The sequence below is a fragment of the Roseofilum sp. KMC-1 genome (assembly GCF_057802075.1).
The window spans coordinates 2,891,278-2,912,441 of record NZ_CM173605.1 but is presented as its reverse complement, the minus strand read 5'-3'; the positions used below and the strand labels follow the sequence as shown (position 1 = coordinate 2,912,441).

Sequence of the window (21,164 nt, the reverse complement as noted above, 5' to 3'; positions counted from 1 at the left end):
ATCTATGGTGGAGACCAATCTCAAACCGAAGGAACACAGTATGAGAGAGATTGAAGAGAATGAACCTTTACATAATCAACCGTTAATTTCTAAACAAAAAAATAAAATTTCAGCCAATCAATTGCTGAACCTATCTCAAGATATCCCCTTAAGATTACTGTTAGTAATTCCCTTTATTTTACAAATTGTAGGAGCAGTTGGATTAACGGGTTGGTTGTCTTTACGCAATGGTCAACAAGCGGTAAGACAGGTGACTTTACAGCTTCGGGATGAAGCCAGTGCTAGAATTAGACAAAATTTAGATGATTATTTAGAAGCGCCTCGCATTATTGCTGAAGTCAATACCAATAGCCTAGAATTAGGGCAATTAGATCCACAAGATTATTCCCGTTTAACTCGTGCTTTTTGGCGACAAAGAGATCTATTTGATCCGATTGAGGTTTCAGCGATTTATTTTGGTACGGAAGGGGGAGAATTTACGGGTTTAGGATTTCAGAACGATCAAACTTGGCAAGTGGGAAGATCGGGTCAAGAAACTGCGTTTCATTTTTATAGTTATGCTACCGATAATAAAGGTAATCCAGCTCGACTTTTAGAAAAGGGAAATGCCTACGATCCGAGGGTGCGTCCTTGGTACAAAAAAGCAGTAGATACTCAAGATGCGACCTGGAGTGATGTTTATGCAGATTTTAAGGAACCGCGATTAAAAGTAACTCTTGCTCAACCGGTTTTTCGAGAGTCTGGAGAATTGTGGGGAGTGTTAGGAGTAGATTTTGTTTTATCTCATATCCGTACTTTCTTACAAGGGATTAAAATTGGCGAGTCAGGCAAAACTTTTATTATGGATCGCTCTGGGTTTTTGGTGGCAACTTCTACGTCAGAATTACCCTTTGTGATTAAACCGGAGACGGTGGAGCGATTGCCCGCTATTGAGAGTGAGAATGAGGTGATTCAAAAAACAACTTTATATTTGTACGATATTTTTGGTGATTTGGAGAATATCAAGACAGCGAAAAATTTAGAATTAAATGTGGATCGAGAGCGATATTTTTTGCAAGTGGTTCCTTTTAGTCAAGGACAGAATTTAGATTGGTTAGTTGTGGTGATTGTTCCAGAGTCAGATTTTATGGGACAAATTCATAAAAATACGCAACGGACGATCGCTCTCTGTGTGATTTCCCTATTGGTTGCCACTGGCTTTGGATGGGTGAGTGCGAAGTGGATCACTGATCCGATTATGCAGTTAAGTGCTGGAAGTCGTCGGTTAGCAAGTGCTGCTCTAACGCGCTGGACTCATGAGAGTTTAGCTGAGAATGTGGAGGTTAAAGGGGTGGCTGAGTTAAAAATTTTGGCTCAATCGTTTAATCAAATGGCTAATCAGCTTCAAGAGTCGTTTACAGCTCTTGAAAAAAGTAATGAAGAATTGGAGTTACGGGTAGAAGAGAGAACGGCGGATTTACGTCGAGAGCAGGAGAAGTCGGAGACGCTGTTGTTGAATATTCTGCCGGAGGCGATCGCCAAACAACTCAAACAAGAAACCCAGGCGATCGCCGAACATTTTGAATCGGTAACGATCCTATTTTCGGATATTGTGGGATTCACTTCTTTATCCTCTCGTCTGGCTCCCATTAATCTAGTGACTTGGCTTAATGAAATGTTTTCTACGTTTGATTATTTAGCAGAAAAACATGGGTTAGAAAAAATCAAAACGATTGGTGATGCTTATATGGTTGTCGGGGGATTGCCTGTGCCCCAAGCTAACCATCAATCGGCTATGGCGGCCATGGCCTTAGATATGCAAGAATGTATGCAGAAATTTTGTTTGGAAAATGGAGAATGTTTACAAATTCGGATTGGCATTCATACCGGGCCAGTCATCGCGGGAGTGATTGGCGTGCGTAAGTTTAGTTATGATTTATGGGGCGATACAGTAAATGTGGCTTCGCGGATGGAGTCTTCGGGGATGCCGGGAAAAATTCAGGTGAGTGAGGAGTTTTATCAGTGTCTTAAAGACCGGTTTGAGTTTGAAGAGCGGGGAATTATTTCGGTTAAGGGGAAGGGGAAAATGAAAACCTACTGGTTGGCAGGAGTCATGAGTAATGACTAATTGAGTTAGGATTAAAACCCCTTATCCCCCAATCTCCTATCTCCCAATCCCCCCATTATGTAAAAATGGTAGATATGCAAAATTGATGATCCGAATCAGATCGTAGTGAAGATGACTCAAACCACCAACGCGCGTGACCTTTTCCAAAGTGCTTACGAAAATCGCTATACCTGGGATGACCAGTTTCCCGGCATGACGGCTGAGATTGATGTTGAACAAGGCAATGAAATCTATAGCGGTTCTATTCAGATTAACCGAGATCTGACGATTGAAGTTTCGGGGATTGACAATGAGACGGTGAAAAAATCTGTGGAAACCCAACTCAAGGATATTATTACCCACCGTAAACGCAGTTCTTTTGAGGATACCCATGGTAAAAATAGTTTTACTCTGGGGGAAACGGATGATACGGGTGCGGTAGAGATCAAAGTTTCTGGTGCAGCTATGGGTTCAGAGTATAAATTACGCGATCGCACGATTTGCTATGTCAAACGGGTGGTCGGTCAAATGACCTTTTATATTGATACCCATGAAACCTTGGATACAGGCAATGGCTATCTACCCACCCGCTATGATGCCGTGTTCCGCAAGACGGAAACGGGTGAGTTAATTCAGCAGGTGCAGTTTGAAGACCGCTATCAAAGGGTTGGTGATTATTTTATGCTCACCCATCAAACCCTGCGTACGGAACGGCCAGAGGAAAAGGTGACGACTCAGTTTACTTACTCGAAGATTAAACTGTTAGAGCCGAGTCTGGTTTAGGGCGATCGCCTAATTTCATCAATCGCGTTAGGATAATTGAAAGCATTTGAAGTCCCTTGTGGTGAATTAAACCTATGTCTAGCACTTTAACCCCTCCCCTAGAACTCAACCCGGAAAATGTGGAAGCAGTTTTAGATGACCTCCGTCCTTACCTAATGGCTGATGGGGGAAATGTGGAACTGAGCGAAATTGATGGCCCCATTGTGAAATTGCGTTTACAAGGTGCTTGTGGCTCTTGTCCGAGTTCGGCAATGACCCTAAAAATGGGAATTGAGCGCCGTTTGCGCGAATTTATCCCGGAAATTGCTGAAGTTGAACAGGTTCTCTAGGGCTGGTAAAAGGTCATGATTGTAGGGGTGGGTTTGAAACTCATCCCTACTGGTGAATTGATTATTGAGCCTAGATGTTTGATAATTATGGTTTTCCTGTTTAGGTTGGTTTATGATGCTCTCTGTTCGTCGCAAATCGTTTTGGGTATGGATGGCGATCGCCTTTTGTCTCACTTGGCTCATTAGTTGTGGCGCTCCCCAACCCAAGAATTCTGCTTCCGGGGAAGTGGAGTTTTGGACGATGCAATTACAACCTAAGTTTACGGATTATTTTAATACCCTAATTGCTGAGTTTGAGGCGGAAAATCCGGGAGTGACCATTCGTTGGGTGGATGTGCCTTGGGCGGCGATGGAGAGTAAAATTTTAACGGCGGTGGCAGCGCAAACCGCTCCAGATGTGGTCAACTTAAACCCCAATTTTGCCTCGACTCTAGCAGCTCGTCAAGCTTGGTTACCCTTAGAAGATCGCATTAGTGAGGGCGATCGCACTCTCTATTTACCCGGTATCTGGAAAGCCAATACCCTCAACGAAATGACGTTTGGTTTACCCTGGTATCTCACCACCCGCATCACCCTCCATAATCAATCGATTTTGCAAGCAGCAGCCATTACCGAACCTCCAAAAACCTATGCCGAATTAGCACAAGCCGCCCAAAAAGTCAAGGAAAAAACAGGAAAATTTGCCTTTTTTGTAACGTTTGTGCCCGAAGATTCCTCGGAAGTCCTAGAGTCCATGGTACAAATGGGCGTGACTTTAGTAGACGAGCAAGGAAAAGCCGCGTTTAATACCCCTGAAGGAAAAGCCGCCTTTCAATACTGGGTGGATTTGTACCAAAAAGGCTGGTTACCCAGAGAAGTGTTAACCCAGGGACACCGGCGAGCCATTGAATTATATCAAGCAGGGGAAGTGGCGCTGTTATTCTCAGGGCCAGAATTTATGAATGCGATCGCCACCAACGCCCCTACCATCGCCGAAGTCACCCAGAGTTCTCCGCAAATTACCGGGAATACAGGTAAAATCAACGTCGCCGTCATGAACTTAGTCATCCCTCGTCAAACCGATCAACCCGAAAACGCCCTCAAATTCGCCCTCTTCGTCACCAACCCCAAAAATCAACTCGCCTTTGCCCAAGCAGCCAATGTCTTGCCCTCCACAGTAGAATCCGTACAAGAGTATCAAACCCAACTCAAATCCACCTCCCAGTCCACTCCCCTAGAAACCGCCCGCTTGATCGGTTCCCAACAATTGGACTCGGCAGAAGTCTTAATTCCCGCTATGAAGGGATTAACCGAGTTAAAAGGAGCCATTTACGACAACCTGCAAGGGGCAATGTTAGGCGAAAAAACAGTGGAGCAAGCCATATCAGATGCAGCCGAAACCTGGAATAGTTTGAGCTTTTAGGGTGCGTTAGTCGGGCATAAATTTTGAACTTAATCAGTCCATTAAAAAAACCGACGTAACGCCCCAAATTTACACCAATAAAATCAACCAAGTTGTAGGGCAATCGCAGGGGAGAAGAAGCGGCTATCCTCTACCAAGTTACTCGGCCTTCCAATTTTCTTAACAAACTCGGCCCCACCCCTGGCACTCGATCTAAATCTTCGAGGGAGGTAAAGGGTTGCTGTTGACGGAAAGCAATAATGCGTCCGGCTAAGGTTTCTCCAATACCGGGTAACGCTTGTAATTCTTCTGAGGTTGCAGTATTTAAATTGACTATTTTACCGCGAATGGGGTGGTCGGTTTGGGCTTCAATTTGGGGACAATCTTGGCTTTGACGGGCAATCTGCTCAGAGATGCGCTCTGGAAGGGTGAGATTAGCATTACGGTAAAGGCGCTGAAATTCACGGTCAAAATGGGCCGCAACGGTAGGGTTGGTAAGAATAAGGACAGTTTCATCATTTTTTTGATTAGCCGCTTCTGACCAATTTTGGGAGCCGGTAATAACGGTTTTTTGGTCGATGAGGGCGAATTTGTGGTGCAGTTTGTCACCGATCGCTAATTTAGGCGTGCCTACAGTATCAATCTTTGCTCTCCAGGGCAGGTTGTCAGGTTCATACTTACATTGATTGGCGATCGCCAGCCCCCGCATATCCAAAGCTTCGCTATAGTATCGATAGGCAAACACCGGATCGATCAACGCCCGCACCTCAACCCCATTTTGATGCTGAATGTGCAGAATATTCGCTAAAGGTTGCTCAGAGAAAACAAACAGAGCTAAATCTGTCGTTTCTTGAGCGGTTTTCAACGTTTTTCCAATCAAACCATTAGCGCTATTTATCCATAACTCGGAGGAAGAAGTGGGAGAAAATTGAACGGAAACCGGAGTATTCCCTATAACAAGACTTTGAGCAGGACGTAAAGGTTTTCGTAGGCCAAATAGACGAGTGTCAGGTCTCGAATTTCCCTCTCCCCACATCAAATTAAATTCTTGGGTAAATTTCTCCGATAGTTCCCGACTTTGGATCGTCAGCAGATGATTGGCATTACCTCGACTCTCTGGATTTTGAAGATCTCCATGAATACCACTGGTAGTAAAATTAGCCGAAGAAACAATCAAGCGCTGGTTATCAATAACCACAAATTTGTGATGCATTAACCCACTACCTCGCGATCCATCTGCCGTATCATCAATAACCGGAATTTGTGCATTACGCAGGATCGCTAGGGCATCTCTTTGGTTAATTTCCTCTTCAGACAGTTGACCATCTTGGTTGATGTCGGCTAGTTTAACAAACTCACGATATCGGTTTTGATTGTCATTATCTAATTGGGCAATTTCGCGAGGAGTAAAATCGCTCCAAGGGCGAGAATAGGTATGTTCTAAGATAACCCTGATTTTGACTCCCGCTTTAGCTTGGGTGGCGAGTGCTTGGGCAAGTTGGGGTAGACGAAACTCTTGAACTGCAAGGTCAATGCTAGTTTGAGCTTGATTAATTTCTTCAATGATAACCGCTTCTAAATTATCCCCTAATCGCGTAATTGGGCGATAGGGTTCTGTATAACTGGAGGCTTCAGAAGAATTAAAATAAACTTGAATAAATGGATCTTGAGGTAGAGGCTCAAGGGTATTCAGTTCTGGACTTTTGGGTTTACATCCTGTGAAGAGAAGACTTAACAGGACTAGGAGTATTCTGTAGGGGCTGGTTTTGTAGGGGCTGGTTTCAAACCAGCCCCTACAGGATATGTGTTTCTTATTTAGAACTATATTTTGCCACCAGTTCCTCAAGGAGAGTTTGCTCATAGACTTCAAAGGGTTGATGAATCCAGGGATTATCCGTCAGATAATCCACATAATAATCCGGCACAAAGACTGAGCAGGATTTATACCATAATACCGCCGTGCGAATTTCATCGAGGCGATCGCCCTCCACTTCTGCGTAATTTTTCAACCAAGTAATACTTTCTTGCAACGAAATCCCAGAATCTACTAGATCATCAACCAATAAAATTGGAGAATGCAAACGATCCGTAGTCATACTCAAATGAGGAGAAAACCGAATTTGACCCCGTGTCTGATAATCCGGGCCCGTGTATGATGAAGCAGAAAGAACCGCTAAGGGTTTCCGATATAATCGACAGAGAATATCTCCAACGCGCAAACCACCCTTGGCAATACAGACAATTTGATTAAATTCCCAACCCGATTGATAAATTTGGGCGGCCAATCGTTCAATCTTTTGGTGGTATTCTGACCAAGAAACAAATAAATCAGACATCACAGCTATAAGGGAAGGGTATCAGGGCAGCATCATAGAAGATTTATTCTCAGGGAAACCTAGTCAAATGGAAACCCAATTATCCCATAGTTTTAGCATATCTTAACCTATGACCTCTGAGAGCCACCCATCACCATCACCCCTGACCCGGTTACAGAAATTATCCTATGGCCTGGGAGACTTAGGGCCAGCCATTACCGCCAATCTCTTGGTGTTTATCTTTTTACCCTTCTTAACTGATGTCGCCGGTCTCAGTCCCGGTTTGGCGGGTCAGGTGTTAATGATTGGTAAAATTTGGGACGCAATTAACGATCCAATCATTGGCTTTTTAAGCGATCGCACCCAATCTCGATGGGGAAGACGACATGCTTGGATGATCTGGGGCGCAATTCCCTTTGGTCTCTTTTTCTTCCTCTGTTGGGTTGTCCCCCCCTTCGGAGAATGGGGAACCTTTTGGTACTACGTGGTGGTAAGCATATTCTTTAATTTGGGCTACACCATGGTCAACTTGCCCTATGTGGCCCTCACGGCTGAACTCACCCCAGATTACAATGAACGTACCACTCTAAATAGCTTTCGGTTCACCTTCTCCATTGGCGGCAGTATCTTCTCCTTAATCCTCGGCTTAGTCCTCTCCTTACTGATTAAAGATCCCCAACTGCAACATTTGGTACTCGCTGCTCTAGCCACCGTATTATCCGTCATTCCCCTCTATTTATCGATATGGGGAACTCGGCAACCGGTCAAACGCATAGAACAAGAGAGAAAATCAACCCATATAGAAGCATCCATTCCCCTCATCGATCAAGTCAAGATTGCCTTTACCAATGGGCCCTTCCTATTCGTGATGGGAATTTATTTATCCTCCTGGTTAGCCATCCAAGTTACAGCTACAGTGCTTAAATATTATGTTGTCAGTTGGATGGGATTACCCGATTCTCTCTTTTTCATGGCTGCTTTGGCCGTACAAGGAACTGCCCTAGTGATGCTCTCTGTGTGGAGTAAAGTCAGTTATCGGTTAGGCAAAAAAGCCGTTTACTATCTCGGTGCTGGGTTTTGGCTAATCACAGAATTGGGGCTATTTCTGCTGCAACCCGGTCAAGTCGGCTTAATGTTCTTGTTATCGATTATTGCCGGATTTGGGGTTTCTGTCGGGTATTTAATTCCCTGGTCGATGCTCCCGGATGTGATCGATTTGGATGAACTGAAAACCGGTCAACGTCGAGAGGGAGTGTTTTATTCCTTTATGTTGGTCTTACAAAAAATGGGTCTGGCCCTCGGTTTAGCCTTAGTGGGCCAGATTTTAGGTTGGTCGGGATATCAATCGACGATCGCCGGATCAACCGCTCCTATCCAACCTGATTCTGCACTATTAGCCATTCGTTTATCTATTACCCTGCTTCCCCTGTTCTGCGTCATCCTGGGTGTGGGTTTAGCTTACTTCTATCCCATTACCCAAACCGTGCATCAAGAAATTCTCCTAAAGCTTGAGGAGAATCGCATGGATAACAGGAAAACCAGAGGATAAAAGTATCGGGTAGGGTGGGCAGGGTCTGCTTGTATAGCCAACCTAAATGAGTTATATAAAGTCCGTTGGATCAGTTATAGTATGTCATTGCGAAGGTCGCGGAGCGGAATGAAGCGATCGCAATGACAACTGTTGAACCGGACTTGATCTTAGTGGAGTGGGAGCGTCTCGCTCCCAAGACTTTTTAATTGTTAATTGTTAATTGCTCTAACTACCTGAATGTGGCAAACCGATGAGCTAGATCGGAGTCGATCTCCACTTTGTAGTCTGAGAAGCATCGAGGCACGTTCTGATCTTCCTTTTTGCTCACAGATACTGCACTATTAATGTCCCGTCGTGGGATATCTCCTAACTTACTCTCATGGGTGAAGACCATTAATCCTTGGCAGTCCAAACGCTTACTACTAGAGTCTGAGTTTTCCCAGCAGTTTAACAAAGCTTCCCAGAATAACTCTAGATCTGCTGAGGTTACGGCATCACTGGCCCGGTTCGGATTATAGGAAATTTCAGCCCGGTACAATCCATAGGGAATAATTTCTTTAGTTCCCATGGTTTTATTATCCTTGCCTTCTTTGCCATCCGTGGCAGCGCATCGAGTCAGGGTAACACTCATGGGTTCAATGGGATCGACAGAACACCCAAACCCAACTTGAACGGGCCCCCAGACTTGCCCTGCATTCATGCCAGTGGATAAAACAGCGCCAAACATGCGAATATCCCAGTATTGTTTCTGCATCCAGGCTTGTACTTGAGCTTGTTGTTCTGGGTTTCCGGTCTTGGAGACCTCAATCGTTAGGGCATTATAACCCGCTTTGATGGCATCATTGAGGATTGCCCCTTGGGTCACAAAGATCTTGTAGCCTTCTTCACCCTGCTTTTTATCTAAAACATAATTGCGGATTTTGCGTTTAATAGCCGCATCAGTGACCAATCCATGTTGGGTAGTAATATCCATACGGGGTGCATTTAGAGCATCTGGATCGCCGTTAGGATTACTGTTGGTGCAATCAAACAATACAATTGCATCGTGGCGCTTGGTTGGGTCACAGTTTGGTTTAGTCATTTGATTCTGCTTCCTGTTCAGTTTTCTTCGTGAAATATTCTGCTTTTTGTTTCCACCATCCCTCACAAAATGCGGTTTGCTCATCCAGGTTAAATTGAATTTTTTGCAGTTCAGAAGATGAGGGCATTCCTTTGAATAGTGGCGTAAGTAAGCGCTCTTCTCTGTGAGATTTTCCTGACTTCAAATGAATATCTAGCAGGCGGTACAGTCGAGGGAAAACGGTACGAGGCGATCGCATTAAAGACCCAAAAGCCTTAGATGCTGAAGTGTCTTCTGTTCCCCTAACTGCAACTTCAGCGCGATGCATCAAGAAGGCAATTCTGCCGTAACGTTCGGCAATTTCATGTTGTTCCATGGCTGCTCCTTTACAGATAATCTTGAGTGCGATCGCCTGAGTTTGTGAAATATCCCCTGACTTGGCGATCCTCTCAAGTAGTCGAATTTTTACCGACTGACTTATGGGTTTGCCGGTGAAGATGTAGTCTAAAAACTCACGGGTAATTTGAGCTTTAACGACCTCAATTCCTTTACCAGGGGGCAAGCAAGTGCTGACAATTTTCCATAAAGCGTAGATCTTAGGATGCTGGGTATGGGCGGTGATATCTAAGTGAATCTGCTGATACTCTCGAATAGAATTGATAATGCGATCGGCTTTTTCTGTGCCATAGGAGGTAATCGCTACACGAGCGCCCATGCCTCGAACGGCCATCAGGTGATAGTCCTGGTCGGCGACATCCGAAACCTTGAGCCGATCGCCGGTAGCGTTAACCAAAATCCCTTGATAACGGTCTTCTCTGGGATCGATTTCCTCGATATCTTCAGCCAGATTGAGATCGAAGCCATCCCCCAAGTTTGACCAAAAGAAGTAGGTCAGATTGCCCATCTTAAAGGAATGGTTGTCACTGAGAATCAACCATTGCATGGCTTGAGTTAGGGCGATCGCACTCGTTAATCCGATGGGGGCATTGTGGCAGCCTTCCCATCCCCAGGACTGGAAGGCTGCCTTATCAAATGAGATGAGCTTCACCCCTGCCCCATCTGTACCGGCAATGCCCTTGTTTTTATAGGGCAAAAGTCGGCAAATATCATCCTGTTGTCCCGTGAGTAGACAAGTGCCTTTGGTAGTCTCTTGGGCCGATAACCAGCGCTGTTGCCACCACTGCTGAATGGTCGCGGACTGGCAGAGGCGATCGCCTTTATAGCGAAAATCCACCCACTTTTCTAAGCTCATGCGGTCTTTCTGATTACTCTCCTGGTAGATCTCACCGATCCAATTTCCTAGATTTTCCATGTACTCCAGAGCCAGTTGTACGCCCTCGTCTCCGGTCTCTTGGCTGTACTGCTGGGCTAGTTCCCTCCAGAGCTGGTGCTTTTCCTTAGCCTTGTTCTTGGGGAAAAAGGGTAGCACATATTCAGCCCGGTCAACTAACAACACGGGTTTAGCCCCATTGCGCTCTAGGTGAGGGACAGGTAATCGGATGGGATCAACGATCTTAGGCGGCAACTGGGGAGCATCTAAATCAACAATGATCGTCACTTCTTGGATGGCGTATCCTTTGGGGGGCAGCAGTTCCAGGGTATTGAGCCGTTCGCCCAAAGCGGTTAACTGATTGAACATTGGATTACCCCTTGCTCGGCTATGGCGTGGAACATGACGGGTTCCACATCTCCCTTGACGATTTCCCCTTTGTTTTTCCAGGTGACTTTACCCTTGGTATTGGGAATATAGTTGAGGTGGTGTAGCACCAGGCCGAAGTCCATCGTGCCATCGTAGGTGTAATGGGGTTTTTCTTCTCCGGTGGGACAGGAAAAATCGGCTGTACACTCGCGAGTCCCGGCGTAAACTCCAGAGAAGGATTGCCCCTTGTCAACCCGGCGATTCAATTGGGCAATGTATTTGATCGGATCGTCTGCCAGAATATCGAAATCAGCAATAAAACAGAGATCTTTTAGGTATCGGTGCGATCGCTGGGTGCGATCGTTTTCAATATCAATGCAATTTTGCCGAAATGCCTTGTTCTTCACCATGTTTCTCATCATGCTGCCATACTGAATCGGATTGATCATGATGATTTGGTTGATCCGATATCGCATTTCAGGTTTCCAGATAATCGAGGAGAGCATCCCGGCGATCGCGCTAGGCGGCGGAATTGGGTAGGAAACGGCTTCTACCTTGAGTTCAGGGCGAGTGAATATCGCCCAGCTTGCAGTGAATTTGACTTTCATCTGCGTCGTTGGAGAAATTGGATTTACCTATTGTAGCATATTTGCTGCAAGAGTGTCGATTTTTTACTTAAATTTACAGTCGTTTCAATTCACAGAAAACTCAAAGGTTTTCTGAAAGACAAAAACGTAAAGAAGGGAAGAAATCACCGCTAATTGTTTCAATTCACAGAAAACTCAAAGGTTTTCTGAAAGGAAGAGAAGTCGCCCCGCTACTACAATGATTTTCTGGTTTCAATTCACAGAAAACTCAAAGGTTTTCTGAAAGATGAACTACCACAAAAGGGACTCCAACTTCTTCTTGGTTTCAATTCACAGAAAACTCAAAGGTTTTCTGAAAGAAAAAATCTGGATCAGGTGGATCAGGTGGGTCAGGAGTTTCAATTCACAGAAAACTCAAAGGTTTTCTGAAAGAGACGTGAAAGCGGGGGTGGCAGCAGTGCATAATGTTTCAATTCACAGAAAACTCAAAGGTTTTCTGAAAGATCAGAATCTTGGCATCCTCCCCGAATTGAGCAGGTTTCAATTCACAGAAAACTCAAAGGTTTTCTGAAAGGATGTGGTGTTCCATCCACTCCCCCCCACCGTTTTTCGTTTCAATTCACAGAAAACTCAAAGGTTTTCTGAAAGTTAATCTTCTGTGCTGATAGAGCGCAGCACTACAAAGTTTCAATTCACAGAAAACTCAAAGGTTTTCTGAAAGCTAAAAGATGGTGTTTCTGGAAACGTAATCGATATGTTTCAATTCACAGAAAACTCAAAGGTTTTCTGAAAGATCCAAAAAATAATCTTGCTCGATATTAGCGAGATTTGAGTTTCAATTCACAGAAAACTCAAAGGTTTTCTGAAAGGAGGATGAAAACTAATGCGGTATCGAAGTAATGTGTTTCAATTCACAGAAAACTCAAAGGTTTTCTGAAAGATTGAACGCAATATAGCCGCGCCCCGGTTCGTTATGCTTGTTTCAATTCACAGAAAACTCAAAGGTTTTCTGAAAGCTTTGCTTCGCGAAAGTTTGTATGCGTTTACACGCATCTGTTTCAATTCACAGAAAACTCAAAGGTTTTCTGAAAGATAGTATAATCCCCTTGAGGTGAAGGAAATTCAGCGTTTCAATTCACAGAAAACTCAAAGGTTTTCTGAAAGTTTAATTCATCTACCTGTTCCTGTGTTGCTGTTGGTTTCAATTCACAGAAAACTCAAAGGTTTTCTGAAAGTAGAGAAGGAGGAAGAATAATGCAAAAAGCCCGGGTTTCAATTCACAGAAAACTCAAAGGTTTTCTGAAAGCTTTAATTCATCTACCTGTTCCTGTGTTGCTGTTGGTTTCAATTCACAGAAAACTCAAAGGTTTTCTGAAAGAAGGGAGGAGGAAGAATCCATTCTTAACCCAGAAGGTTTCAATTCACAGAAAACTCAAAGGTTTTCTGAAAGTCCATTCCTGCTTAATCTCCTCGTAAATTTCTTCGCTGTTTCAATTCACAGAAAACTCAAAGGTTTTCTGAAAGGGGTAAGTATCTCTGGAGATCCAGTAATTGGCGGCGCTTTGTTTCAATTCACAGAAAACTCAAAGGTTTTCTGAAAGACTGGATGAATCTAGCTCCATTAGGTACGCTAAAGGTTTCAATTCACAGAAAACTCAAAGGTTTTCTGAAAGGTTAAATTTAAGGGGACTTCCAACCATTCCTTGGATGTTTCAATTCACAGAAAACTCAAAGGTTTTCTGAAAGGCCGCGCTCGGAAACTCTGAGCCAGTAAAGGTCTGAGTCCCCATTTGCGCCACACCCCTCAATTTTAGCATCACTATCGCCTCCATTCTTGCCTAAAATCGCTGAAACCCTTGCCCTGTCTATTCCGACGCTACTTTTGATCGACAAAACGCCAGAACCCTTAGCTGGCAATAAATCCAGTCATTCGAGAACCATTCTCATTTTCCACACCCCCCTAGCGTCGGAAAATCCAGTAATGAATACAGGGCTTTGCGCGGTAATGGGTAATGGGTAATAGGAAAACCATTTTTCACCCTATACCCCATTCCCTATTCCCTAGCGCGAAGCGCTATAACTAATCCCGATCCACTAACACCGCACCGATCGCATCATCATAATCTCCACTCCACACTGGAAGACCATCCTCAACTTGAACGTGACGAGCTTGCGACTGAGGAACCGAAATTGCGTACTGTGCCAACTGTTTCCAATCCCCCAATGTTAAATACTCCTTATTTTTGATCTTCTCTTGCAATGCTTCAATCAGCCGTTTACCGCCACCCCATTGAACATAACCCGTGATTTGATTATCATCGATACACCGAAATTTAGCCACTTCAGGAAAATTCAGATCTAGCCTCAACTCTTCTAAATTAACCCCCTCAAAACCAAATTTTTGCTGATAGTAATCCCGGATCGCTAGATCGTGGTCATCCCAGAACGGATCGTCATACCCTTGAAGTAAATCCCTGGTTACATTGATCGCCTGGGCATATTCTGGACTATGTAAATTTTCCCCATGATCAAACAAAAAGACCTTAGCGCCTGGATATTCCCCAGCCCGATTAACCCGTCCTCCAAATTGAATGATCGAATCGAGTGGAGCCATCATCTTAAATGCTTGGGGAAACGAAATATCAATCCCCGACTCGATCACCTGAGTGGCAATCACAACACATAACTGTCCCCGATCGAGCTGTTGTCTGGCTGCTTTAACCACCTCTTCCCGGTGCAGTGGGCACATCGCCGATGAGAGATGAAGGGCTTTAATGCCCTGAGCCAGAAGCGCATAATAGCAGTTTTGAGCAGCTTTTCGGGTATTCACCCCAATCAAGGTAGAGCGATCGATTTGCTTGCCAATCGCCTGCCAATCCCGATCCCCCACCCATTCATACTCCCGGTTTCTCATCTGCCCCCGACACCATGCCACCACCTCTAGAGGCACAAGTTCAGGAGCAGAGGCAGCCCTAGGACAGAACTCAAACTTAGGCTGAGTTGCCGAACAGAGAATCACCTTTAATCCCCAGTGCTGGGTGAGTTGATCCAAGATCGCCAGAATAGATTTACACGCCTGAGTCGGCAGGGTTTGTACTTCATCCAAAACCACCACTGCATTAATGAGCGCCCTTAATTTACGCAACTTAGAAGCCCGGTTAGAGAGCAAGGATTCGTAAAACTGAACCCCTGAAGTTACGATGACTGGGGGTTCCCATCGCTCCGTCTGGGCTTTCCAGATTTGCCAATCTTGATGTTCTTGGGGATCGTAACCGCTATGGTGTTCTAGAATCCAATCTTGATGTTCTTGGGGATCGTAACCGCTATGGTGTTCTAGAATATTTTCTGCACCATAGGCAACCCGAAACTCATCGGCTGATTGCTTCAGGATGGATTTCAAGGGCGCAACATAAATAATTTTTTCCGCTTGTAGGCGATCGCACACCTCCATAATCGCCTTCGTTTTGCCCACTCCACAAGGGCCTGTCAGTCGGTAAAATGGATGCCCTGTTTCCACACAGATTGCCTCTCGGAACCGATTCCGAATCGAGTCGATGGCAGTAGACCGAGTGGGCAGCACAATTTGAGGCGATCGCGGTGGGGCTTCGATCGCCACAGTCCCCCCAGAGAAGCAATGGGCATCCAGGCGATCACTGTCCACCAACAGAGCCGTCAACATGCGGATGGCCACATCTTTCTCACTGCTCTCTAAATCTAAGTGGCCAGGAATATTAAACTCCCCATAGCTTTGACGAAACCAAGCCATAGACTCAAGAATCATGTCCTTAAGTTCTGGATCGGCATCTCTTTGTTTTTGCGTTTTGAACCACTCACTATTTTTTCTATATTTGAGCTGTGAATGATGGGCAGCGATCGCGTAGGCAATCAGGGGCGGATTTTTCCACTTCCACCCTAAAATCATGGCGGCTGCCATAGCACTTTCTGCTGCATGGGTCACCATTTTGGGGTCTTTCCCCTCTACCTTTTCCTGAAGATAGTGTTGCCAGCCTGTTGAGGCCTTGGCTACGTCATGCAGCAGGCCAGCGCTAGATAAAGGTTTATAGGGTTCTGGCAGTAAACTGAGGAGGCGATCTCTGACGTTAGATAGGTGAGTTTTAAGGGTTTGCCCTGGACGAGCTATGGGTTCTTTCATCTTTTTGTTGGTTTCCAATCAAGTCCGAAACATCCGTTAAAATTGTGGGTCGCGAAGCGCTATATTACTGATAACTTAAAATGAACCCTTCTGTTGACCCAGGTAGACTAGGGAGCTAAAACGGTCGAAGTTAGAGGATGCGATAACAGGGGGGCATCAACAATCTGCTCTAACCCCACTTGCGGATGGCTGAGGACGCTTTTCCAGTCAGCCGTTGCTTGGTCGCGATCTGGGCCAGAAGCCGTTTGGCGCAACTGAGCTAAAGTAGTCAGCAAATCGTACCATAAACCGGCTTGGGCATAGATTTTAGCTCGCTCGCGGTCAGATTTGGCCCCATCCAATTGCGCTTTCACTGTAGCTTGATTGTCCTCTAAATTGACCACCTGAATCCAGCCTTGGGTATAGTCGCTCAAGGTATTATTACAAACTAACTGAAACGCCCACAAATAAATTTTTCCCGCTTCTAGTTTAGGTAACTCAGGATGACGGCTCAGAGGCACACCTAAAATTCCTGCCTCCTGATTCAGAGACACGGAACTTTCAAATTCTGATTTCAAAAATTGATCTTGATTTTGTACATCTAAATCCCCTAAAGTTAACCCAGCTTGGGCGAGTTTTTCCCGATCCAATTCTTGCACAATCAGTATTCCTCGATCGGTACTATGCTTCGGTAAATGTACAAATACAGTGGGTGAATTACTCAGGGTTCGACCGACATTAAATTCTGGAATAATGGCCATCAGTTGACCGCTTCGATCAGTAATGCAAGGGCCGCGGGTTCCACCAGCTTCACGGCGGCTAGGTAATCCCATCTCGTCTGGGAGTTGTAAATCCTCTAGGGCGAGAGTCGGTAAAGGAAATATGGTAATTCCCAGAGCGAGAAGGGTGGCGAAAGCCCCGTAAGGTCGAGATCTGGAAATGGACGCAAGCCAGGAAAATAACATAAACGATTGATCCTCATCAGAAAAAACAACACAAAAAACCACAATTGTATCTACTTTTATTTTAAACCTTGAACCCGGCACTGTGGGGAAAGTATTACCCGTTAGTGCGTGAAGGGCTGTATATAGCTTGACGCACCAAAATCACGGTACAATCACATCCAGAGGCGATCGCTTCAGGAATATTGCCTTTAATCACCTGTTGGAGCAAACCTTCCCGCGATGCCCCCATGATCACCACATCAATGTCGGATTGTTGCACTTGCTCAATGATGGATTCGCTAACTTGTTCGGATACTAACTTAACCAGGGTTAACTTCGGTAATTTTAAGTTGGTGTGGCGTTTATCCCCCAGAGATTTTAAGCGATTGAGTAAAAACTGCTGTACTTCTTCTAACACGACAGGAACCTCCGTTTTTTGGTCTGGAGGATAAACCTGGCATAATTGAATTTCTGGGGGAAAAAACCTCCTTGGGGCAGAAGGCTTGCCCCTACGGGATCTCAACTGAATTTCGCGCAACCGCATTAAACCCGGTAACAACTCAGCGCCAGCGATTGCATTCGGGCCTCCTGCTAAGGGTAATAACCAGCGATTAAAATGCCATTTTGCCTGCTGGCCACGGGTAGCCCATTTAACTAAGACCACCTCACAAGGAGCTTGTCGAATCAAGGTATCCACCACATCCCCAAAAATACGTCCGTCTTTTCTAGCTCTGCCTTTCCATCCCATCAACAACAGATCCACATGGCGATACTTCACAGTTTCCAGAATCGTTTTGCCGATATCATGGGTTACGCGCACCTGCGTATGTACGCTAATGCCTAACTCTTCCCCCAACTTGTGGGTGTAGTCCGTCCAGCGTCGAAATCGATCTAAATTCACCCGTGCTTGATCCACTGGAGTATGATCGGAGACCACTGCTACTTGTAAACATTCCAACTCATAATTCTGCTCGGCGGCGATCGCCCCTGCCATCTGTAACAATAGGGCCGCTGTGCTATGATTAACCACCGGAACCAAAATCCGCCCCTGACCGGTTGCCGGCCCATGGGTTTGATAAATCACATAAGAAGTCCCCCCTGCCGGGCCCAAAGCTGGCCCCACCCCACTCAACAAATCCGACTCCGCCCGAATAATATCACTGCGGGTAATAATCCCCACTAACCTGCGTCCCTCCGTTACCGGTAGGCGGCTGAGTTTATACCGATTCAGGCAATACACCACCTCACTCAAGGGACAAGAGGGCCGAACACTCACCGGATCGGGAGTCATAATTTCTGCTAAAACCGCATTGCGATCTTGGGGACGTTTTTCTAAATCCCCCTGAGTGACAATACCAACTAACTTACCTTCATGGACTACGGGAAACCCCCGATGATGGGAGCGGGAAAAGGCTTGCACCACCTGATCCAGGGGTAAATGCAGATTCAAGGTTTCCACACGCTGTTGCATCAAATCCTCGGCAATCAACTCATCAAACCCTTCTGGGGTTTTCCGTTGCTCATTTTGGGGTTCCATGCCATTCCAGATCAACAGCCGTTGGTATAGGGAGTTTTTCTCCAACAAACTGGAAATAAAATAGGCTACCACCGATACAATCATCAGGGGTAAAACTAGATTAAAATCTGCTGTGATTTCAAACACGATCACAATACTGGTCATGGGTACTTTGCCCACGGCACTAAAAAAGGCTCCCATCCCTGCTAAGGCGTAGGTATCGGGAGAAAAGCCTAGAGGGATTCCCAGAAGATGGCCGACTAAATAGCCAAGAGCTGCCCCTAATGTTAGGGTGGGCGAAAAAAGTCCTCCTGGTGTGCCTGCACCATAGGCTAAACAGGTGAGTAAAAAATGGACAATAAAGGCGAGAATGACTTCAGAGGCTTGGAGATTGCCAATTAATAGCAGTTCTCGTAAGCCCGCATGGTCATTAAAACTTGGGGGGAGTAGGGCAATACAGAGGCCAGAAATTAGACCCGCTAGGGCCATACGAGCCGGTAGAGTTAGGGGCAGGTGGCGATTGAGGGTGAGGCTGGTAATGATACCTTGGTTAAAGAGTGTACCTAGAAGACCAGCTAAGATACCTAGGATGAGGAAGGCGGGGATTTCTGGGGTAGAGAAATGGGCAACGGAGGCGCTCACTTCCCGATTGAGGTTGAGGTCATTCCCAAAGATACGGGAGACTACTGCACCGATAAAGGAGGCGGCGATCGCCGTTTCTAGGGTTAATTCGGAAACATCATGGAGTAATTCCTCTAACACAAACAACATACCGGCGATCGGGGCATTAAAGCCAGCCGCCAGTCCTGCGGCGGCTCCAGCCGCTACCATCTGCCGCCGATGGTTGGGAGAGGTCGGGAAAATTCGGGCAATTTCCGAAGCTAAGGCAGCTCCAATTTGTACCGTTGGCCCTTGGCGACCCAGGGTGAGTCCAGAGGAAAGGGAGAGCAATCCCGCAATCAGCTTGACTAGAGCCGTGCGCCAACTGAGGGGAACAGGGGTTCCTTCTAAGACGGCTTTGACTTGGGCAATACCGCTACCTTGAGCTTCGGTGGCAAAGGCTTCAATTAAACAGCCGGAAAGAAAGGCAAAGGTCATCCCCACGAGGGGTAAAACAAACCAAGCGGGGAAAATTTGGGTGAGCCAGATGCGCCATCCCCCCAATATGCCGATGCCATTTCTGAGTAATACGGCGCTACAACCAGAGACCAATCCAATCAGACAAGCCTCGGCAATCATGACCCGTCGTTTGGGTAACAGGAGAGGACGCACGGTTCAATTAAAAATTAAAAATTAAAAATTAAAAATCCTTAGAATTATAGCGTTGTGCGCTATAGGGTTTACAAAAACTCGAAAGCAGAAAGCGCTGTATTACCTAGGTCGGTTATCAATTGTCTAGTTTAGTGGTAATGGATAGGCCTTCGACAATCACAGATGGGGTATAACAAGATCCATTCCATTCGCGATCGCCTCCGAGTTCGACCACATTTCGCAGACCGTGATAGATATTTCCTGCCACCATGGTGTCTTTGACTCGACCGATGATTTCTCCGTTGCGAACCCGATAACCCAGATCTACATTAATAGAAAAGTCGCCGGAAATTCCGCCCCCTGAGCCTAAGATTTGATCCACGATCAGGGCATCGGCAAGGGAGGCAATTAAGTCTTGTAGCGTCCGGTTTTGACCGCCGGAGATAATCAGATTATACAGGGAGGGGGTCGGATAACTGCCGAGACTGGGGCGAAACCCGTTACCGGTGGTTCCGGTTCCTAATTGGCGACCGGTGGCGCGATCGCATAGAAAATTCTGCACGACCCCCTTTTCCACAAAGATCAGGGGCTGGGTGGGGGTTCCTTCATCATCAAACGGACAACTATAGGGCCCCATTTGCGGGTCTTGGGAGAGGGTAAGCTGGGATGAGGTCATCTGTTCTCCCCGTTTGTCTGCCCAAGGAGAAGAACCTTCAAACACTTGTTTGCCATTCAGGGCAGCGCTGAGGGTTTCCCAGAGGACATCGGCTGCTTTAGCTGTAAACAGAATCGGTACACGCCCTTGGGGAGCTGCCACATTACGTTCGCAGGCTTTCAGGTGGTCTTGGATTCTGGAGACGATTTCTCCTAAATTTAGGGTATCCCGTTGTACCTGTCCATCACTGATGTTGCAAAAATCATCACTGCGTACCCATTCCACGGCTAGATAGGCACTAAGGGTAGTATCGGTGTAGCTACAATCGAGGCCTTCCGAGTTAAGCAGGCGGGTACTTTCTGCTTCACTATCGAGTTCAGCACTACAGAGAATATCGCTCTGGATTTCTCGCAACTGGGCGATCGCCTCTTCTCCCCAATCTAAAAGTTGCTGAATCTCGATCCAAGATCCTAGATTTGAGTAAACTTTTTTGCCTCCAGGAGTTAACTCCAAATATTCAGATTTTTCTTGCAGGGCAGAAAGGGCGATCGCCTTTTCTACTAATTTTTCTGGGGCAACTGAGCCATGGGAGACAGCTAATCCCGGTTGCCCATTTTTCCATAGGCGCAGAGCCACCCCTTCACTATGGTGAGTGAGAACACTTTTGAGGCGGTTGGCTTCAAAGACAATGGGGGTTGAATGGGATTTAGATAAAAACACCTCTGCCGCTTCTGCCCCATGGCGAGTGGCTAAAGCTAATAATTGCTCGCCATAATCATCCCAAGAGGTTTCATAGGGATCGACACTGGAGGGGGATCGAGATGCGGAAAGTAAACTTTCGGCCAGGCGATCGCCCCTTGAACTGCGATCCTCTCGATCGGTTAACTTTTGATTCCCTGTGCGATCGTTCACGCTCCGTTCCCACCCTCCCTAGGATTCTGGCTTTAGGTTCACT

General features: G+C 46.0%; 14 protein-coding genes and 1 CRISPR repeat array. Of the genes, 5 read left to right on the top strand and 9 right to left on the bottom strand.

The genetic code is table 11. The features are described 5' to 3' along the window. Positions 1-4: 4 nt before the first annotated feature. The 4 genes from AC3FZD_RS13635 to AC3FZD_RS13620 all read left to right on the top strand — a co-directional run bounded on the left by AC3FZD_RS13635 (position 5) and on the right by AC3FZD_RS13620 (position 4,600). A complete protein-coding gene (locus AC3FZD_RS13635) occupies positions 5-2,107 on the top strand; it encodes an adenylate/guanylate cyclase domain-containing protein (protein WP_488736561.1) in 2,103 nt (700 codons plus the stop codon). Between the two features lie 111 nt (positions 2,108-2,218). Next, positions 2,219-2,869 (top strand): DUF3386 domain-containing protein, encoded by a 651-nt coding sequence (locus tag AC3FZD_RS13630; protein ID WP_488736560.1) that lies wholly within the window; start codon positions 2,219-2,221, stop codon positions 2,867-2,869. A 74-nt stretch (positions 2,870-2,943) separates the two neighbouring features. Then, complete coding sequence (locus AC3FZD_RS13625; protein ID WP_488736559.1) at positions 2,944-3,198, top strand: NifU family protein; 255 nt, start codon at positions 2,944-2,946, stop codon at positions 3,196-3,198. A 112-nt stretch (positions 3,199-3,310) separates the two neighbouring features. After that, positions 3,311-4,600, top strand: a complete 1,290-nt coding sequence (locus AC3FZD_RS13620) for an ABC transporter substrate-binding protein (RefSeq protein ID WP_488736558.1) — start codon at positions 3,311-3,313, stop codon at positions 4,598-4,600. Between the two features lie 130 nt (positions 4,601-4,730). Here the strand turns inward: AC3FZD_RS13620 and AC3FZD_RS13615 are convergent, their stop codons facing one another. Together AC3FZD_RS13615 and AC3FZD_RS13610 are read right to left on the bottom strand one after the other, a co-directional pair. Continuing rightward, positions 4,731-6,440: a phospholipase D-like domain-containing protein gene (locus tag AC3FZD_RS13615; protein ID WP_488736557.1), complete on the bottom strand. Its 1,710-nt coding sequence runs from the start codon at positions 6,438-6,440 to the stop codon at positions 4,731-4,733. Then, on the bottom strand, positions 6,391-6,915 hold the full coding sequence (locus AC3FZD_RS13610) for a phosphoribosyltransferase (RefSeq protein WP_488736556.1): 525 nt from the start codon (positions 6,913-6,915) through the stop codon (positions 6,391-6,393). Before AC3FZD_RS13610 ends, AC3FZD_RS13615 begins: the two co-directional genes overlap by 50 nt. Before the next feature lie 109 nt (positions 6,916-7,024). Here AC3FZD_RS13610 and AC3FZD_RS13605 point away from each other — a divergent pair, with 109 nt between their 5' ends. Further along, the gene (locus AC3FZD_RS13605) at positions 7,025-8,443 is read left to right on the top strand and encodes an MFS transporter (protein WP_488736555.1); all 1,419 of its coding nucleotides are present in this window, start codon (positions 7,025-7,027) and stop codon (positions 8,441-8,443) included. A gap of 211 nt (positions 8,444-8,654) precedes the next feature. Here AC3FZD_RS13605 and cas7c read toward each other — a convergent pair whose 3' ends face one another. The 7 genes from cas7c to AC3FZD_RS13570 form a co-directional block, all read right to left on the bottom strand. After that, on the bottom strand, positions 8,655-9,506 hold the full coding sequence (gene cas7c, locus AC3FZD_RS13600; protein ID WP_488736554.1) for a type I-C CRISPR-associated protein Cas7/Csd2: 852 nt from the start codon (positions 9,504-9,506) through the stop codon (positions 8,655-8,657). Next, positions 9,499-11,124, bottom strand: a complete 1,626-nt coding sequence (locus AC3FZD_RS13595; protein WP_488736553.1) for a type I-C CRISPR-associated protein Cas8c/Csd1 — start codon at positions 11,122-11,124, stop codon at positions 9,499-9,501. The genes cas7c and AC3FZD_RS13595 overlap by 8 nt, the downstream gene beginning before the upstream one ends. Next, entirely contained in the window at positions 11,109-11,732 is a 624-nt protein-coding gene (gene cas5c, locus AC3FZD_RS13590; RefSeq protein WP_488736552.1) for a type I-C CRISPR-associated protein Cas5c, read from the bottom strand. Before cas5c ends, AC3FZD_RS13595 begins: the two co-directional genes overlap by 16 nt. A gap of 81 nt (positions 11,733-11,813) precedes the next feature. Continuing rightward, positions 11,814-13,457: direct repeats of the CRISPR family, unit length 37 nt; unit sequence GTTTCAATTCACAGAAAACTCAAAGGTTTTCTGAAAG. Between the two features lie 334 nt (positions 13,458-13,791). Further along, positions 13,792-15,864, bottom strand: coding sequence for a CRISPR-associated endonuclease Cas3'' (locus tag AC3FZD_RS13585; protein WP_488736551.1), 2,073 nt, complete (start codon positions 15,862-15,864; stop codon positions 13,792-13,794). Between the two features lie 107 nt (positions 15,865-15,971). Further along, positions 15,972-16,808, bottom strand: a complete 837-nt coding sequence (locus AC3FZD_RS13580; RefSeq protein WP_488736550.1) for a DUF928 domain-containing protein — start codon at positions 16,806-16,808, stop codon at positions 15,972-15,974. Between the two features lie 94 nt (positions 16,809-16,902). Continuing rightward, positions 16,903-19,575, bottom strand: coding sequence for a chloride channel protein (locus AC3FZD_RS13575; RefSeq protein WP_488736549.1), 2,673 nt, complete (start codon positions 19,573-19,575; stop codon positions 16,903-16,905). A 115-nt stretch (positions 19,576-19,690) separates the two neighbouring features. Further along, positions 19,691-21,121, bottom strand: a complete 1,431-nt coding sequence (locus AC3FZD_RS13570) for a TldD/PmbA family protein (protein ID WP_488736548.1) — start codon at positions 21,119-21,121, stop codon at positions 19,691-19,693. Positions 21,122-21,164 lie beyond the last annotated feature (43 nt).

What these genes read in the sequence shown, in the direction of transcription:
- AC3FZD_RS13635 (WP_488736561.1), top strand. Translation starts at nt 5, where the DNA reads ATGGTGGAGACCAATCTCAAACCGAAGGAACACAGTATGAGAGAGATT.
- AC3FZD_RS13630 (WP_488736560.1), top strand. Translation starts at nt 2,219, where the DNA reads ATGACTCAAACCACCAACGCGCGTGACCTTTTCCAAAGTGCTTACGAA.
- AC3FZD_RS13625 (WP_488736559.1), top strand. Translation starts at nt 2,944, where the DNA reads ATGTCTAGCACTTTAACCCCTCCCCTAGAACTCAACCCGGAAAATGTG.
- AC3FZD_RS13620 (WP_488736558.1), top strand. Translation starts at nt 3,311, where the DNA reads ATGATGCTCTCTGTTCGTCGCAAATCGTTTTGGGTATGGATGGCGATC.
- AC3FZD_RS13615 (WP_488736557.1), bottom strand. Translation starts at nt 6,440, where the DNA reads ATGAGCAAACTCTCCTTGAGGAACTGGTGGCAAAATATAGTTCTAAAT.
- AC3FZD_RS13610 (WP_488736556.1), bottom strand. Translation starts at nt 6,915, where the DNA reads ATGTCTGATTTATTTGTTTCTTGGTCAGAATACCACCAAAAGATTGAA.
- AC3FZD_RS13605 (WP_488736555.1), top strand. Translation starts at nt 7,025, where the DNA reads ATGACCTCTGAGAGCCACCCATCACCATCACCCCTGACCCGGTTACAG.
- cas7c (WP_488736554.1), bottom strand. Translation starts at nt 9,506, where the DNA reads ATGACTAAACCAAACTGTGACCCAACCAAGCGCCACGATGCAATTGTA.
- AC3FZD_RS13595 (WP_488736553.1), bottom strand. Translation starts at nt 11,124, where the DNA reads ATGTTCAATCAGTTAACCGCTTTGGGCGAACGGCTCAATACCCTGGAA.
- cas5c (WP_488736552.1), bottom strand. Translation starts at nt 11,732, where the DNA reads ATGAAAGTCAAATTCACTGCAAGCTGGGCGATATTCACTCGCCCTGAA.
- AC3FZD_RS13585 (WP_488736551.1), bottom strand. Translation starts at nt 15,864, where the DNA reads ATGAAAGAACCCATAGCTCGTCCAGGGCAAACCCTTAAAACTCACCTA.
- AC3FZD_RS13580 (WP_488736550.1), bottom strand. Translation starts at nt 16,808, where the DNA reads ATGTTATTTTCCTGGCTTGCGTCCATTTCCAGATCTCGACCTTACGGG.